At 50.2% G+C, this 13,660-nt stretch carries 17 protein-coding genes; 2 read left to right on the forward strand and 15 right to left on the reverse strand.

Features of this window, described 5'->3' with window-relative positions; translation table 11 throughout:
- The first annotated feature begins 52 nt into the window (after positions 1–52).
- Entirely contained in the window at positions 53–427 is a 375-nt protein-coding gene (locus EZMO1_RS20040; protein WP_034875933.1) for an RCC1 domain-containing protein, read from the forward strand.
- A 49-nt stretch (positions 428–476) separates the two neighbouring features.
- Here EZMO1_RS20040 and EZMO1_RS20045 read toward each other — a convergent pair whose 3' ends face one another.
- The 3 genes from EZMO1_RS20045 to rpmE form a co-directional block, all read right to left on the reverse strand.
- Positions 477–1,727, reverse strand: coding sequence for a malic enzyme-like NAD(P)-binding protein (locus EZMO1_RS20045; protein WP_034875931.1), 1,251 nt, complete (start codon positions 1,725–1,727; stop codon positions 477–479).
- A gap of 231 nt (positions 1,728–1,958) precedes the next feature.
- Positions 1,959–2,732, reverse strand: coding sequence for a thermonuclease family protein (locus tag EZMO1_RS20050; protein WP_160174054.1), 774 nt, complete (start codon positions 2,730–2,732; stop codon positions 1,959–1,961).
- A 113-nt stretch (positions 2,733–2,845) separates the two neighbouring features.
- The gene (rpmE, locus tag EZMO1_RS20055) at positions 2,846–3,061 is read right to left on the reverse strand and encodes a 50S ribosomal protein L31 (protein ID WP_034877317.1); all 216 of its coding nucleotides are present in this window, start codon (positions 3,059–3,061) and stop codon (positions 2,846–2,848) included.
- Between the two features lie 280 nt (positions 3,062–3,341).
- Between rpmE and EZMO1_RS20060 the strand changes: the two genes are divergently transcribed.
- A complete protein-coding gene (locus tag EZMO1_RS20060; RefSeq protein ID WP_034875929.1) occupies positions 3,342–5,570 on the forward strand; it encodes a primosomal protein N' in 2,229 nt (742 codons plus the stop codon).
- Positions 5,571–5,580: 10 nt separating this feature from the next.
- Here EZMO1_RS20060 and EZMO1_RS20065 read toward each other — a convergent pair whose 3' ends face one another.
- From EZMO1_RS20065 to EZMO1_RS20120, 12 genes are all read right to left on the reverse strand, one after another.
- Complete coding sequence (locus EZMO1_RS20065) at positions 5,581–6,348, reverse strand: DUF2059 domain-containing protein (protein WP_034875927.1); 768 nt, start codon at positions 6,346–6,348, stop codon at positions 5,581–5,583.
- A gap of 84 nt (positions 6,349–6,432) precedes the next feature.
- A complete protein-coding gene (locus EZMO1_RS20070; RefSeq protein ID WP_034875925.1) occupies positions 6,433–7,143 on the reverse strand; it encodes a 16S rRNA (uracil(1498)-N(3))-methyltransferase in 711 nt (236 codons plus the stop codon).
- A gap of 97 nt (positions 7,144–7,240) precedes the next feature.
- Positions 7,241–7,537: a hypothetical protein gene (locus tag EZMO1_RS20075; RefSeq protein ID WP_034875923.1), complete on the reverse strand. Its 297-nt coding sequence runs from the start codon at positions 7,535–7,537 to the stop codon at positions 7,241–7,243.
- Between the two features lie 150 nt (positions 7,538–7,687).
- Positions 7,688–8,425, reverse strand: coding sequence for a twin-arginine translocase subunit TatC (gene tatC, locus EZMO1_RS20080; protein WP_034875921.1), 738 nt, complete (start codon positions 8,423–8,425; stop codon positions 7,688–7,690).
- Positions 8,422–8,823, reverse strand: coding sequence for a Sec-independent protein translocase protein TatB (gene tatB / locus EZMO1_RS20085; protein WP_051789917.1), 402 nt, complete (start codon positions 8,821–8,823; stop codon positions 8,422–8,424). Before tatB ends, tatC begins: the two co-directional genes overlap by 4 nt.
- Before the next feature lie 72 nt (positions 8,824–8,895).
- Positions 8,896–9,141 (reverse strand): twin-arginine translocase TatA/TatE family subunit, encoded by a 246-nt coding sequence (gene tatA / locus EZMO1_RS20090; protein WP_034875920.1) that lies wholly within the window; start codon positions 9,139–9,141, stop codon positions 8,896–8,898.
- Positions 9,142–9,207: 66 nt separating this feature from the next.
- Complete coding sequence (locus tag EZMO1_RS20095) at positions 9,208–9,537, reverse strand: phosphoribosyl-ATP diphosphatase (protein ID WP_034875918.1); 330 nt, start codon at positions 9,535–9,537, stop codon at positions 9,208–9,210.
- Positions 9,530–9,970 (reverse strand): phosphoribosyl-AMP cyclohydrolase, encoded by a 441-nt coding sequence (gene hisI / locus EZMO1_RS20100; RefSeq protein ID WP_086936428.1) that lies wholly within the window; start codon positions 9,968–9,970, stop codon positions 9,530–9,532. Before hisI ends, EZMO1_RS20095 begins: the two co-directional genes overlap by 8 nt.
- Entirely contained in the window at positions 9,952–11,553 is a 1,602-nt protein-coding gene (gene ubiB / locus EZMO1_RS20105) for a ubiquinone biosynthesis regulatory protein kinase UbiB (RefSeq protein ID WP_034875915.1), read from the reverse strand. Before ubiB ends, hisI begins: the two co-directional genes overlap by 19 nt.
- 89 nt (positions 11,554–11,642) lie before the next feature.
- Complete coding sequence (locus EZMO1_RS20110; RefSeq protein ID WP_034875913.1) at positions 11,643–12,290, reverse strand: ubiquinone biosynthesis accessory factor UbiJ; 648 nt, start codon at positions 12,288–12,290, stop codon at positions 11,643–11,645.
- Entirely contained in the window at positions 12,290–13,126 is an 837-nt protein-coding gene (ubiE, locus tag EZMO1_RS20115; protein ID WP_082212064.1) for a bifunctional demethylmenaquinone methyltransferase/2-methoxy-6-polyprenyl-1,4-benzoquinol methylase UbiE, read from the reverse strand. The genes EZMO1_RS20110 and ubiE overlap by 1 nt, the downstream gene beginning before the upstream one ends.
- A gap of 144 nt (positions 13,127–13,270) precedes the next feature.
- Positions 13,271–13,648: a gamma-butyrobetaine hydroxylase family protein gene (locus EZMO1_RS20120; RefSeq protein WP_034875910.1), complete on the reverse strand. Its 378-nt coding sequence runs from the start codon at positions 13,646–13,648 to the stop codon at positions 13,271–13,273.
- Between the last annotated feature and the right edge of the window lie 12 nt (positions 13,649–13,660).

The following is a 13,660-nucleotide window of genomic DNA, read 5'->3' on the forward strand; positions in this document are numbered from 1 at the left end:
TGATGGAATCTCGCAAGGCTTGAATTCGGAGCTGCAGTAGTAGTCTGCTCTTATGCCACCCTGCCATTTCCTGCTCTCCCTCAAATATCAAAAACTGCAGCATCGAGTTAAAGTTATTTCCAATCAAGCCCATTTTCCTGTCAAAGATGACAGCTTCATTAATTTTAACAGTGCATTCGCGGCGGTAAAGGATGATGGTAGTGTTGTTGTCTGGGGCAACTATGACCGGGGTGGAAGTCTTAATTATGGATCAGGTGGCAACTTTGATTCTGGTGTTAAAAAAATTTTCTCCAATGGTTACGCTTTTGCAGCTTTGAGAAACGATGGACAGCTAATCGCTTGGGGAGATCCTGAAAGAGGTGGGGATATCAGCTCCATTCAAAATGAGCTAGCACCAAAGGAAGTCATCTTACAAAGCAACCTGTAACTCTTAGCTTTATCAAAGCTCCCACGCATAGCGTGGGAGCCTGCTGAAATCAAACGTCGTTCAACGACTCAAGCGGGTAATGCTTTGGGTAGTCCGATTTCGCCACACCACTCTCAATCGCCGCCTGTGCAACCGCCGCAGACACTCTGCCCAACAAACGCGGATCAGTGGGCTTCGGAATAATGTAGTCTACGCCGAAACTTAGCTGAACACCGTCGTAAGCATCCATCACTTCCTGTGGCACGTCTTCTTTAGCCAGTTCACGAATTGCATTCACTGCCGCCACTTTCATGGCTTCGTTAATGCGGGTGGCACGCACATCCAGCGCACCACGGAAAATAAACGGAAAGCCCAGAACGTTGTTGACCTGATTCGGGAAGTCGGAACGACCAGTTGCCATAATCACATCGGAACGGGCTGCTTTTGCCTCTTCCGGATGAATTTCAGGGTCCGGGTTAGCGCAGGCAAAAACAATGGGATTGTCTGCCATGGTTTGCAGTTGCTCTGGAGATAACAGATTTGGACCGGAAAGACCGAGGAATGCATCAGCACCCACAATGGCATCGTCCAGTTGACGACGATCGGTGTCTACTGCGAACAGGGCTTTGTACTGGTTCAGATCATCACGCCCGGTGTGGATAACGCCTTTACTGTCCAGCATCAGAATGTTTCCTGCCTTCATGCCACAGCTGATCAGCAGTTTTACACAGGCAATAGCCGCCGAACCGGCACCCAGACACACCATTTTAGCTTCGTCGATCTTTTTGCCAGCAATATCCAGCGCATTCAACATACCGGCTGCGGTAACAATAGCGGTACCGTGCTGGTCATCATGGAAAACCGGAATGTCGCATTCTTCTATCAGTCGTCGTTCAATTTCAAAACACTCGGGTGCTTTGATATCTTCCAGATTGATACCACCAAAACTGCAGGCAATGCGTTTTACGGTATCAATAAACGCCTGAGGACTTTCAGAGTCCACTTCAATATCAATAGAATCAACACCGGCAAAGCGCTTAAATAACAATGCCTTGCCTTCCATTACCGGTTTGCTGGCCAGTGCTCCCAGATTACCCAATCCGAGAATAGCGGAACCATTACTGATGACCGCAACGAGATTACCTTTGCCTGTGTATTTATAGGCATTTTCAGGATCGGCAGCGATTTCACGCACAGGCTCCGCAACACCCGGACTGTAAGCCAGAGAAAGATCCCTGGCTGTCTCCGCTGGTTTTGTCAGCGCAATTTCAATTTTACCGGGCTTGGGGTGGGCGTGATAATCAAGAGCCGCTTGCTTCATAATTTGCTGGTTCCAACCTACTCAAGAACAAGGTTCGCTTCAATCACAGCAACTATTGAATTACTTTGATTGAAATCAAGTAGGCAGAATATAGGAAGCGAATATAACGGACAAGCGCAAACAGGTTCAGAAAAGTACATCTACAGACTGAAAACAATGAAACAAAGCTAAATTACTTATCGATGGCGCGGTTAAAATACATTCACTTCGCAGTTAACAGATAGCGTCTGTTTAATTCATGCGCTTAATAGCCAGTGAATGGTAAATACCCATAATCCAGGGTTTGTATTTTTTGGATTGACGTTTCGGGTCATTACTTTTCATGATCCAGCCACGGGCTTCTATTTTTCGACCAATCGCATTTCGCAACCAGCGCTCATCTGCTCCGGATTTCATCACTCGAAGCACCAACGGTCCATCAAGATCAACCCAGTAATAATCACTGTTGCGAGGGGCGCGAACAGACATCACTACGCCACTGACCAGATGAAACCCCGGAGTAACGGGTTGTTTGGAAATCTCAACCACCGGTTTTGTTGACCAAACGCCTCGCCCTGCCTTTCGGGCATCTTTTTCCCGTTCGGAAAAGCAATCGTTATAGGCATTACGGTCATCGGGAAACAATTGGAAAGCCAATCCTTTTTCCAGCAGCATCGCTTCAACAGAGCGACCATCCGGCATAAACAAATGCGCCAGCACTCTTCCATGCTGATCTTCCTCTCGCTCGGCTCTTTGCATCTGAAGTCTGGAAGAACTTTTCAACAGGTTGCGCAAAGCGTTGGTGGCCTCGTCCCCAAAGGGTTCGGCTTCAAGACCGTCGTGTTCTGTTTCCGGTGTGTTGATCGAGGCAAGGCGAACCTTTCGGCCATCTTTAAGCCAAAGCGTATCGCCATCGACAATATAATCCCAGATCACCGTTTCCGAGCGGCCTTTGATAAAGCAGTGACTGTGCGGATCGACATTCGCCGGAGCTGCCCAAGAGAAAGGAACTAAAGTACAACTCATAAAAAAGGCACTGAACCAGAGGTAAAGTGCCTTTTTTATTAGCTGTCCACGCCTGAACACACTGCCCCGCGAAAGCGAATGGCCGAGTCTGCCCAGGGTAGACATACTCACAATTACTTGCGAGCGCTGAGCTTGCCGAAACGCTTGTTGAAGCGTTCGATACGGCCGCCGGTATCCATAACTTTCTGGGTGCCGGTGTAGAATGGGTGGCACTTGGAGCACACTTCAATGTGCAGATCCTTGCACAGAGTAGAGCGAGTCTGGATTTTGTTACCGCAGGAGCAGGTAACTTCGATCTGGTCGTAGTTCGGATGGATTTCCGGCTTCATGATATCTACCTCAAAAAACGCATGCCGCCACTGCACAGCCCCAAAAGCATCAACATGATGTCGGTTATGGAACAGCACCGCACACAAGAAAGCTGGCATTTTCACACTGAAAACACCAACCCCTGGAAATTGAGGGCGAATCATACCAGAGTATGGGTGTCAAGCAAACCTCCCCTGCTGCCCTTGCGGCTCATGGTCTGGCAGCCATTTTGCGAACATTGAGGGTACAACCCGAAATGGACTCGGGGTAAACTGCCAGAACCAGTCAAGAGTCCGCTTCATGAGTTCCAGCAACGACATCATTCTCAGCATTGCTGTGCCTGCGCCACTGCGTCAGCTGTTTGATTATCTGCCGCCCGAAGGGGTTGATCCGGACACCCTGCAACCGGGTATGCGTATTCAGGTTCAGTTTGGTCCCCGAAAAATGCTGGGCATTATTGAAGCCATCAAAGATCAATCCGACTGCCCACCCGATAAACTGCGCCATGCCATCGGCATTCTTGAACCGGAACCGCTGCTGCCTGTGAGCATTATGAAACTGTGTCGCTGGACGGCGGGCTATTACCACTACAGTCTGGGTGAAACCCTTTCCCTCGCCCTACCCCAGGCACTCAGACAGGGCAAACCGGCTTCGGCAGGCTCTATCACCCTTTGGAAAAGTGAGTGCGATCTGGACGAGAGCCTGAGAAAACAGCTGAAAAGTGCTAAACGCCAGTTACAGGCTCTGGAATTAATTCAAACCTCCTCTCAAGGCATGAGCGAGGTAGAGTTAAAAGAAGCCGGTATCAGTAAAGTGATTCTGACCAATCTGGCCAAAAAACATCTTATCTCCCGCCATGAACTGGAAATCCACGACGAGCCATTTGATTCAATCACCCCTTTACTAAAGGAAACACCCTTTACCCTTAATCCGGAACAACAGTTTGCCCTTGAAGGTATTCTGGAAACGCCTTCCTTTCACCCGGTTCTGTTAGAAGGCGTCACCGGCAGTGGCAAAACCGAAGTCTATCTTCAGGCGATTACCGCCACACTGCAGGCTGGAAAGCAGGCTCTGGTGTTAGTGCCCGAGATTGGCTTGACCCCACAAACCATTGAGCGGTTCAGAAAGCGATTCAGAGTTCCTGTAGTCTGTATTCATTCCGGTCTGGGCGATGGAGAGCGACTACAAAGCTGGCTGGCAGCCAGCCGGGCCAGTGCAGGCATTCTGATTGCAACCCGCTCTGGTGTATTTACGCCGATGCCCAGATTAGGGCTGATCATTATTGATGAAGAACACGACGGCTCCTATAAACAGCAGGACACCCTGCGCTACAACGCGAGAGATCTGGCCATTTACCGCGCCAAAATGGCTGACTGCCCTGTGGTGCTGGGTTCCGCCACACCTTCACTGGAAAGCCTGCAAAACGCACGAACGGGGCGTTACAGTCATATTCAGATGAAAAGCCGTGCCGGGGGCGCCAAAGCGCCTACCGTTGAACTGCTGGACATACGCCAGCAAGTACTGACCGACGGCTTTGCCCAACCCATTCTGGAACGTATTCAGCGCACTCTGCATCAGGGACATCAGGTCATGGTGTTCCTTAACCGCAGAGGCTACGCGCCATCACTGATCTGCCATGACTGTGGTGACATTATCGATTGCCCTCACTGTGATGCTCATATGACGTTGCACCGTCAGCCTCCTCACATGCACTGCCATCACTGCGACTATCAGACAGCGGTTCCGTGGAGCTGTCCGACCTGCCAGAGTAAAAAGCTGCAACCAGCCGGACAGGGCACCGAACGCAGCGAACAGGTATTGTCTCAGCTGTTTCCAGATTATCCGGTGCTTCGAGTGGATAGAGACTCTACCCGCCGGAAAGATGCGCTGCCTGCCCTGCTGGATCAGATTAATGAAGGCAAGCCCTGCATCCTTCTGGGCACCCAGATGCTGGCAAAAGGTCATCACTTTCCGGGGGTAACGCTGGTAGCCATTATCAATGCCGACGGCGGGCTGTTCAGTTCAGACTTTCGCGGCTTGGAAAAAACCGGACAGTTAATCATGCAAGTGGCTGGACGTTCTGGCCGGGGACAAATGCCTGGGCATGTGATTATTCAAACCCACAATCCGCAGCATCCGGCGCTACAAATGCTGTCGATGAATGACTACACCCGTTTTGCCAACAGTTTGTTTACCGAACGCCAGCACCTGCACCTGCCGCCCTGTGGCTATCTGGCCGTTTTTCGAACCGAGTCGGCTTATACGCAGGATGGGCAGGCTCTGCTGCAACAGTTACGACATCTGGTTTTAGAGCATTTCGGGGGAGCTGCTTCTTTGACACCACTGGGGCCTTTGCCCGCCATTATGGAGAAACGTCAGGGACGTTTTCGGCAGCAATTATTGTTACAGTCCGGTGAGCGGGCACCTCTGCATCGGGCACTGAAGTATCTGGTCGATTATCTGGACCGTTTAAAACTACCCAAGCACCTGCGCTGGACGCTGGACGTTGATCCACAGGAAATGACCTGAAGATCAAGCCTTATAACATTCGAGCCATCGCCTGCATCTGCCCGCGCTGAAAGTTCTGCATGGCTGAAGAGCGGGCAAAATCCAGATACGCTCTGATCTCGTTATCCGGCAGGCTGCGATAAGTGTAGAGATAAATGTTGCGCATTTCGTCGCTAATACCTTTGCGGATATCCGGCTTTTCTCTGGCTTTCAGAATTTCCGGCGGACGCATAGGGCGTCCATCCTGCATCGGCATAATTTCCCGTAATAAACGCTGGGCGCCCACCGAAGCACTGGCCACCAGTTCTGTGCCCAGTTCGGCTGCATCCATGGTTTCCATCAGCTCTTCAATCAAACGGATGCGACTGGTTCTAGGCAGTTGCTGACCTAATTTTTCTTCGATATAGCCCTGCATTCGCAGGCGATTAGAGGGGCTATTGGCGGCCATTTCCAGATGCAGCACCTTTTGACCAAGGTTGGAATTGTACCAATCCAGCAATTTGAGAAGCTCTCCAACGCTCAAAGCCTCATCCAGCGTTGCCAGCATAGATGAACGGTGAAACGTTCGGCTGTATCGCACCTCGACCACCTGATTAACCGTGCTGACGACGGTTTCAGGCAGAGCATACTGATCGCCGTCCAGCTTCATGCTGGCACGAACCCAGTCAATCTGGAGTTCCAGCCTTGCGTTATCGTAGAGTTCGTTGAGAAGAATTCGTTTATCGGCGGAGAATGCCTGACCAGACGACAGCAACAGTATGATCAGCGCAACAGCAAATCCATTTCTGTTTACGCTCATAACCAAGCCATTTTTAGAGTTGTTTAATTTAGAGTTGTTTAAACAATGTACTGACCACTACTCCAACCATACCGCCTTACGGGGTTAGTCGTAAAGTTTCGATGTGATAGCAGTAACGGCCGTTTCAACCCTGAGGATTCTTGAGCCCAGATGAATACGTTCAAAACCGGCCTCTTCGAGTTTTTCAACTTCGTAGGGAATAAAACCGCCTTCGGGGCCAATCGCCAGCACCACCTCATCAGAAATCTGGTGTGGACAGGCATTGCCTCCCACGGGGTGAGCCACCAACCCTCTTTTGCCTTCGACCATGGCAGGCAGGCGATCTTCCACAAATGGCTTAAAGCGTTTTTCCTGAACCACTTCCGGCAAAATCGTATCACGCGCCTGCTCAAGTCCAAGCACCAGTTGTTCATGAATCTTTTCTTCGGACAACCAGGGGGACTGCCAGAAACTTTTTTCAACCCGGTAGCTGTTCATTAATACGATACGCTTTACCCCAAGAGCCGTCAGATGTTGCAGGCTGCGCTTCAGCATTTTGGGTCTGGGCAAGGCTAGCAATACAGTCAGTGGCAAAGCCTCTGGCGGCTGTTCGGTCAGAGACACTTCCATTTCCAGAGAGTCCGCTGACAGCCCGGTGATAATGCCTTCCCCCATCCGGTCATTGACCAGACCGACCCGCAATGTATCACCCACTTTTGCCTGATGAACACCGAGTACATGCTGCAACTGCCGCCCCTGCAGTTTTACCAGAGAGTCCGATACAAAGTCGTCAGAAGTCAGCAAAAGTAAATTCATAAATGCTTAAAGCCAGTGAGAGGTCAAAATCCGGCCGTTTATTGTCCGGATTTTGAGGGTGGGGGCAAGTAGCAAACGCTATCAGCGACTATGTCGTTCAAAGAAGAGCTATCCCTCTTCGATACTCATCAATAATTATATCTACCTCTGCAAGCAACCTGCGCGCCAGCTGTCTGTCGCTCATTTCAGCAATGGCAGCCTTGAGATCATCAAGGTCTTCAAAGCCTTCTGACAACAATGATTGCAACGGGGTCAGACAAAACTCCCGGGCAATAGCATTCAACTCATGCAGAATCACTTCGAAAGGTACATCAAAAGGGTTGAACTCCCGAGTGATAGTATGTTCAGGATGCTGTTCAGACGAATTGCGGACTGTGGGCTTGGGATACGACATACTTCCTCCCTGGATGCTGCAGCAGTTTTCATTGCTATCTTTTAAACACAATAGACAAAAAAGCACTGCAGAGGCTGCCATATACCTGACTTCTGCAATTCAGGAAAAACAAGCAAGGAAAAGCTGTCAGAGGACTGACGGGAACCTCATCTAATCAGGATTAGATGGTTTAAGCTTTGAAAAAAGAATACCCGCCTCAAACAGCAACCACATGGGAATAGCCAGTAAAGACTGGGAAATAACATCGGGAGGCGTCAGCAGCATTCCCATAACAAAACAGCCAACCACGATATAAGGGCGTTTGGCTTTCAGCTTCTCAACGGTCGTGATACCGGACCAGACCATCAGAACCGTTGCCACGGGTATTTCAAACGCCAGCCCAAAGGCAAAGAACAGTTTCAGAATAAATTCCAGATAGCGATTAATATCCGTCATCACCGTGACTGACTCAGGCCCGACACTGGTGAAAAAAGCAAAGATCAGTGGAAACACCACATAGTAGGCAAAGGCCATACCCAGATAGAACAACACCACACTGGCTACCAGCAGAGGAATCGCCAACCGTTTTTCACTGCTGTACAGTCCCGGCGCAATAAACGCCCAGATCTGGTGGAGAACGTAGGGAATAGACAGAAAGAATGACAGTACCAGCGTCAGTTTGAACGGTGCCAGAAATGGAGAAGCCACTTCGGTAGCAATCATTGTGCTACCTTCAGGCAAGTGAGCGCGCAGAGGCTCCGAGATATACAGATAAATATCGTTGGCAAACCAAAACAATCCGATAAAAACCAGAGCAATGACCAGTAAACTGCGCAGTATACGACTACGTATCTCTAACAGGTGTTGTACCAGCGGTTGCTCGTTATCGTGTTCCGGTGCTTCGCTCATGAGGCTGACGTCTTGTTATTTAAAGAATCATCACCAAGATGACTGGCTGGAGTCCGACCATCCGATTGTGACTTTTCACCCTCGCTATGTGACTGGCTCATGGCTTCCGTCGTTTCTTTAAAAGGCTCTTTAAAAAGCTCTTTGAGAGGCTCTTCGAGAGGCTCATTGAGAGATTCATTGACTGACGCTTTCGTTTTCTCCAACTCCCGCATCACATTTTCATTATGAATCTGTCGTTTTATTTCCTCGACATTCAGTTCCCGCTCCAGCTCTTCACGGGCATTCTGAAAACTGCGTCTGAGCTTGCCAACCCAGTAGGCCGTGGTTCGAATGGCTCCGGGCAGGCGCTCGGGTCCAAGCACCACCAAAGCAATGACTGCGATCAACAGCAGTTCCATGAAACCAATATCCAGCACTGGCTACCTCGTCAGGTACTTGTTAAGTACTTTTTAATACGCAGTGAACAAGAATCAGGACTTTTTCTTATCCTTTTCATCAACACTGTCATTGGTAAAAGACGCATCAGGCTGGTCCGCTGCCACACTTTTTACCTCCTGTTCTTTAGCATCTTCATCGCTATTCAGAGCTTTTTTAAAGCCCTTTACGGCACTGCCAAGGTCACCACCCAGCCCTCTCAGCTTTTTGGTACCAAACAGCATGACGACTATCAACAGAATGATGAGCAGTTGCCAAAGGCTAATTCCACCGACACCCATAATGACCTTCCTCTTTCCAATTCTGGTTATTTATTGCCCCAGAAGCCTGCCAGACTTACCACTGACCTACAGGCTCCTGGAGGCTTTTTCTTCTATTCCAGACAAGCCAAAACGTCGTTCCAGCTCCGCCAGCACATCGTTATGAGACAAGCCAAGGTGAGACAACATCACCAGCGAGTGAAACCACAAATCTGCCGTTTCATACACCAGGTCAGACGTTGTACCACCCGCTTCACACCCTTTGGCAGCGATGATGGTTTCCGCAGACTCTTCCCCGACTTTTTTAAGAATTTTATCCAGTCCGGCCTTGTGCAAACTCGCCACATAGGAAGTGTCTGCTGCTGCTGATCGCCGTTGTTCCAGAACCTGCGCCAGCTGATCCAGTACATCACTCAATGTTTGTCTCTCCGCTGTTTCCATAAATCGCTGCCGGGTCTTTCAAAACCGGTTCCTCGGCCACCCATTCACCTTGATGCAGACGATTGAAATAACAGGACTCTCGCCCGGTATGACAGGCCATGCCACCCAGCTGTTCCACCAGCAACAGGATGGAATCACCATCACAGTCCAGCCGCAACTCTTTCAATTCTTGCACATGACCGGACGATTCCCCCTTGCGCCACAGTTTACCCCGCGAGCGTGACCAGTATATGCCACGCTGCTCCTGTACGGTTAATGTCAGCGCTTCACGGTTCATCCAGGCCTGCATCAGTACCTTGCCGGTTTGCCAATCCTGTGCAATGGCAACCACCAGCCCGTCATCATTCCAGCGGACAGCGTCCAGCCAGTGCAGATTTTCCGTTTGATCCTTCAACGACTCAGAAGCCATACGCCTGCCCCTCCCATCAATATGCCCTGCCAGGGCACCAGACTGACCCACCCGGGCTCAATCAACAACACACCGCCTGCAACCACCAGAGCAGCGCCCAACGCGTTTAGCCATTTCTTGCGTTTCTCTGTCTGCTTATGCATCTCCAGCAGTTTCTGCTGATGCTCGGACAGTTGCCTCAAACTAGCCAGAGCATTCTGTGTCATATTGGGGACACTTAGTATCCAGTCAGCGGCATTTTTTCTGATGGATTTGGCAATACCCAATGCTCCAACCTGATCCTTCATCCATTTTTCAAGGAAGGGTTGTGCCGTTTCCCAGAGATCAAGATCCGGATAAAGCTGACGTCCCAGCCCTTCCACATTCAGCAGGGTTTTCTCCAGCAGTACCAGTTGCGGCTGAACTTCCATATTAAAGCGACGAGCCACTTGAAACAGTCTGACCAGAAGGTGCCCAAAGGAAATATCTTTTAAAGGCTTTTCAAAAATAGGTTCGCAAACCGTACGAATCGCAGCTTCCAGCTCGCCAACCGGAGTGTCGGTGGGCACCCAACCGGAATCCACATGCAGCTGCGCCACCTTGCGATAATCCCGCTTAAAGAACGCCAGAAGGTTTGCTGCCAGATAGTATTGGTCTTCGGGCTCCAAAGTACCAATGATCCCGCAGTCAATCCCAATGTATTGAGGCTCTGCCGGATTTTCGATATCCACAAAAATATTGCCCGGATGCATATCGGCATGAAAAAAACGATCCCTGAACACCTGGGTAAAAAAGATTTCAGTGCCCCGTTCAGCCAACTTTTTCATATCCGTGCCACGGGCTTTCAGGGTTTTGATATCGGAAATCGGCACACCGTAAATCCGATCCATCACCATCACCCGTGAACGGCAGTAATCCCAATGCACCTGAGGTACATACAACAGATGGGAGGCCAGAAAGTTACGCCGAAGCTGCGAGGCATTGGCGGCTTCCCGCAGCAAATCCAGTTCGTCCAGAATCGTCCGTTCGTAATCCCTCACTACTTCCACAGGCCGCAACCGTCTGGCTTCGCGAATCAGGGTCACCAGAATACGGCTGAACAGATACATCAGGGCAATGTCTTTACGGATGACCTTTTCAATATCCGGTCGGATGACCTTGATCACTACTTCCTCACCCGAATGCAGCTTTGCGCCATGCACCTGAGCCACCGAAGCCGAGGCCATAGGTTCATGATCGAAACGGGCAAACAGCTCATCCACCGGCTGACCAAGGTCTTTTTCAATAATGTTGACCGCATCGCGGCCAGGAAAAGGAGGTACCTGATCCTGAAGTCTTGCCAGTTCGTCGCTCACATCTTCCGGTAGCAAATCACGACGAGTCGAGAGCAACTGACCGAACTTGATAAAAATAGGCCCAAGCGCCTCAAGAGACTTTCTGAGACGAACACCCCGAGGATCATGGTTTTGTATAAACAGACGCCACGGCAACAGCCGGACAAACCACCTTGCCAGAAATGGCAGGCGATCCGGATCAACCAACTCATCCAGACGATAGCGGGCAATAGCACCCATGATTTTCAGCAAACGGGTCAACTGCAGCACCCTTCACTCCCGTTTCTATTATTAACTGCGTTCATGGAGACCATGCGCCCAGATTTATTGTTAACAAGCCGCTGTACTTTATAGGCCAGTCATGACTGTTTGGATTTTATTTGCTCTTCCAGAGCGGCGATTCGTGCGGCTAACTTATCTGTTCTATCCTGCAACACTGTCGCTTCAGACTGGGAAAATTCCAGATCAGTTCTGGCAGGCAACACCTGCAGTTCTTCCTGCAGATAGTCCGGCACCTGTCGGGCAGTCCGTTCAAACAGCTGTTGAAATCCGCTGGATACACGACGAAAACCTTCTGAAACCGCATGCCCGGCTACATCACCCATATAGCGACAGACCAAACCTTCCCAGTCCAGATCCATGTCTTTGTGTATTTCACCCAGCTCGGTGATTAGAGCCTTATCACCTTCCGTAGACAGTCCGGCAATATCGTCGAAGGTCGCAAAGCGTCGTCCTGCCAGCTCCATATAAGACACCAGCGTTCCTTTGACAGTGGCGTCCACATTACCTTCATGGTATCCCGCCAGACGAATCCCATCGGCTTCTATCCACAGCCATGAGATAAAGTCAGGCTCCAGACACTCTACCTGCAGGACAGCGCCCTGATGCTGACTAAGTCTTTTTACGGTGACGGGATCAAGCTGCAGTGTTTTGTTCACTACGGTTTCGATGGAAGCCAGCAATCCGGTTTTAATGGATGGATCAATAGAACATTTTTGCTCCGGCATCAGGGTTTCACTCCCTTATGCAGAGCCACAACGCCACCGGTCATATTGTGATACGTTGTATTCACAAAACCGGCTTCTTTCATCATGCTTTCCAGCGTATCCTGATCCGGGTGTTTGCGAATGCTCTCTGCCAGGTATTTATAACTTTCAGAATCGTTGGCAATCAGTTTGCCCATGACCGGCAACAGATTAAACGAATAGGTATCGTAGACTTTGGTCAGCAGCGGGTTACGGGTTTTGGAAAACTCCAGCACCAGCAAACGTCCACCCGGCTTCAGCACTCTGCACATGGAAGCCAGCGCAGCCGGTTTGTCAGTGACATTACGAAGCCCGAAGGCAATGGTGATACAGTCGAAGGTATTATCAGGAAAAGGCAAACGCTCGGCATTGGCCTGAACGTATTCAATATTGCCCGCCATGCCATCGTCTACCAACCGGTCACGCCCGACTCTCAGCATGGAATCATTAATATCCGCCAGCACGACACGACCAGTGTCGCCCACCCGTCGGGAAAACTGTCGGGTAAGGTCTCCGGTGCCACCGGCAATATCCAGCACTTGATGCCCGCGCCGAACGGCAGACAGCTCAATGGCAAAACGCTTCCATAGCCGGTGAACGCCCATGGACATCAGGTCGTTCATCACATCGTAACGACTGGCAACAGAATGAAATACACCGGCCACAAGGCTTTCTTTCTGGTCAGGAGGCACTTCCCTGAAACCGAAATGCGTGCTGTCCTGATCCCGAACGTTTTGTTGAATCTGGTGGGTCTGGTGTCCACCGTTATTCTTATTGGACTCCGACGGTGGTTTCCCGCTGTCATGGTTGCTGGTCATCTACTCCCCCGACTCACAAAAACACACTACAACCTGCATGGTTGAATTGTGCGCCTGACACACAGTTTTACGAAGCAAACATGCGTACAAATGCGGAGTTTATTGTATATGAATCCCGCCGAGAGTGTAGAGAAATCTAATCGATCACATAAGTTTTACAACAGAGGCTTCCGGGTCACGGCTGGCACCGGCAGCATGAATCTGGCGCAGATAATCTTCCCAGTGGTTTTCCTGATTAACACAAAGGTCATGCAGGTAATCCCAGCTGAACAGGCCGCTGTTATGACCGTCATCAAAGGTCAGTTTAAGGGCATAGTTGCCCACCGCTTCAATACCTGTGATCACAACATGCTTTTTACCAGTCTGCAGTACCGGATTGCCATGTCCCAGAACTTCCGCCGAAGGGCTGAGAACACGCAGCAATTCGCAGGGTAATTTAAAACTCTGACCGTCGCTGTAGGTCAGCTCCAGCTCTTTGGAACGTTTATGCAGATTAATGGCGGATGGGATAGGCGTTGTCATTGGAGTGGTTGT

This window comes from Endozoicomonas montiporae CL-33 (assembly GCF_001583435.1).
GTDB classification, from domain to species: Bacteria; Pseudomonadota; Gammaproteobacteria; order Pseudomonadales; family Endozoicomonadaceae; genus Endozoicomonas_A; species Endozoicomonas_A montiporae.

Bases quoted from the DNA above. Each gene is read 5' to 3' on its own strand.
- EZMO1_RS20040 (WP_034875933.1), top strand. From the start codon at position 53: ATGCCACCCTGCCATTTCCTGCTCTCCCTCAAATATCAAAAACTGCAG.
- EZMO1_RS20110 (WP_034875913.1), bottom strand. From the start codon at position 12,290: ATGCCGGAGCAAAAATGTTCTATTGATCCATCCATTAAAACCGGATTG.
- tatA (WP_034875920.1), bottom strand. From the start codon at position 9,141: ATGGGTGTCGGTGGAATTAGCCTTTGGCAACTGCTCATCATTCTGTTG.
- tatB (WP_051789917.1), bottom strand. From the start codon at position 8,823: ATGGAACTGCTGTTGATCGCAGTCATTGCTTTGGTGGTGCTTGGACCC.
- EZMO1_RS20050 (WP_160174054.1), bottom strand. From the start codon at position 2,732: ATGAGTTGTACTTTAGTTCCTTTCTCTTGGGCAGCTCCGGCGAATGTC.
- EZMO1_RS20120 (WP_034875910.1), bottom strand. From the start codon at position 13,648: ATGACAACGCCTATCCCATCCGCCATTAATCTGCATAAACGTTCCAAA.
- tatC (WP_034875921.1), bottom strand. From the start codon at position 8,425: ATGAGCGAAGCACCGGAACACGATAACGAGCAACCGCTGGTACAACAC.
- rpmE (WP_034877317.1), bottom strand. From the start codon at position 3,061: ATGAAGCCGGAAATCCATCCGAACTACGACCAGATCGAAGTTACCTGC.
- EZMO1_RS20075 (WP_034875923.1), bottom strand. From the start codon at position 7,537: ATGTCGTATCCCAAGCCCACAGTCCGCAATTCGTCTGAACAGCATCCT.
- hisI (WP_086936428.1), bottom strand. From the start codon at position 9,970: ATGGCTTCTGAGTCGTTGAAGGATCAAACGGAAAATCTGCACTGGCTG.
- EZMO1_RS20065 (WP_034875927.1), bottom strand. From the start codon at position 6,348: ATGAGCGTAAACAGAAATGGATTTGCTGTTGCGCTGATCATACTGTTG.
- EZMO1_RS20045 (WP_034875931.1), bottom strand. From the start codon at position 1,727: ATGAAGCAAGCGGCTCTTGATTATCACGCCCACCCCAAGCCCGGTAAA.
- ubiE (WP_082212064.1), bottom strand. From the start codon at position 13,126: ATGACCAGCAACCATGACAGCGGGAAACCACCGTCGGAGTCCAATAAG.
- EZMO1_RS20070 (WP_034875925.1), bottom strand. From the start codon at position 7,143: ATGAATTTACTTTTGCTGACTTCTGACGACTTTGTATCGGACTCTCTG.
- EZMO1_RS20060 (WP_034875929.1), top strand. From the start codon at position 3,342: ATGAGTTCCAGCAACGACATCATTCTCAGCATTGCTGTGCCTGCGCCA.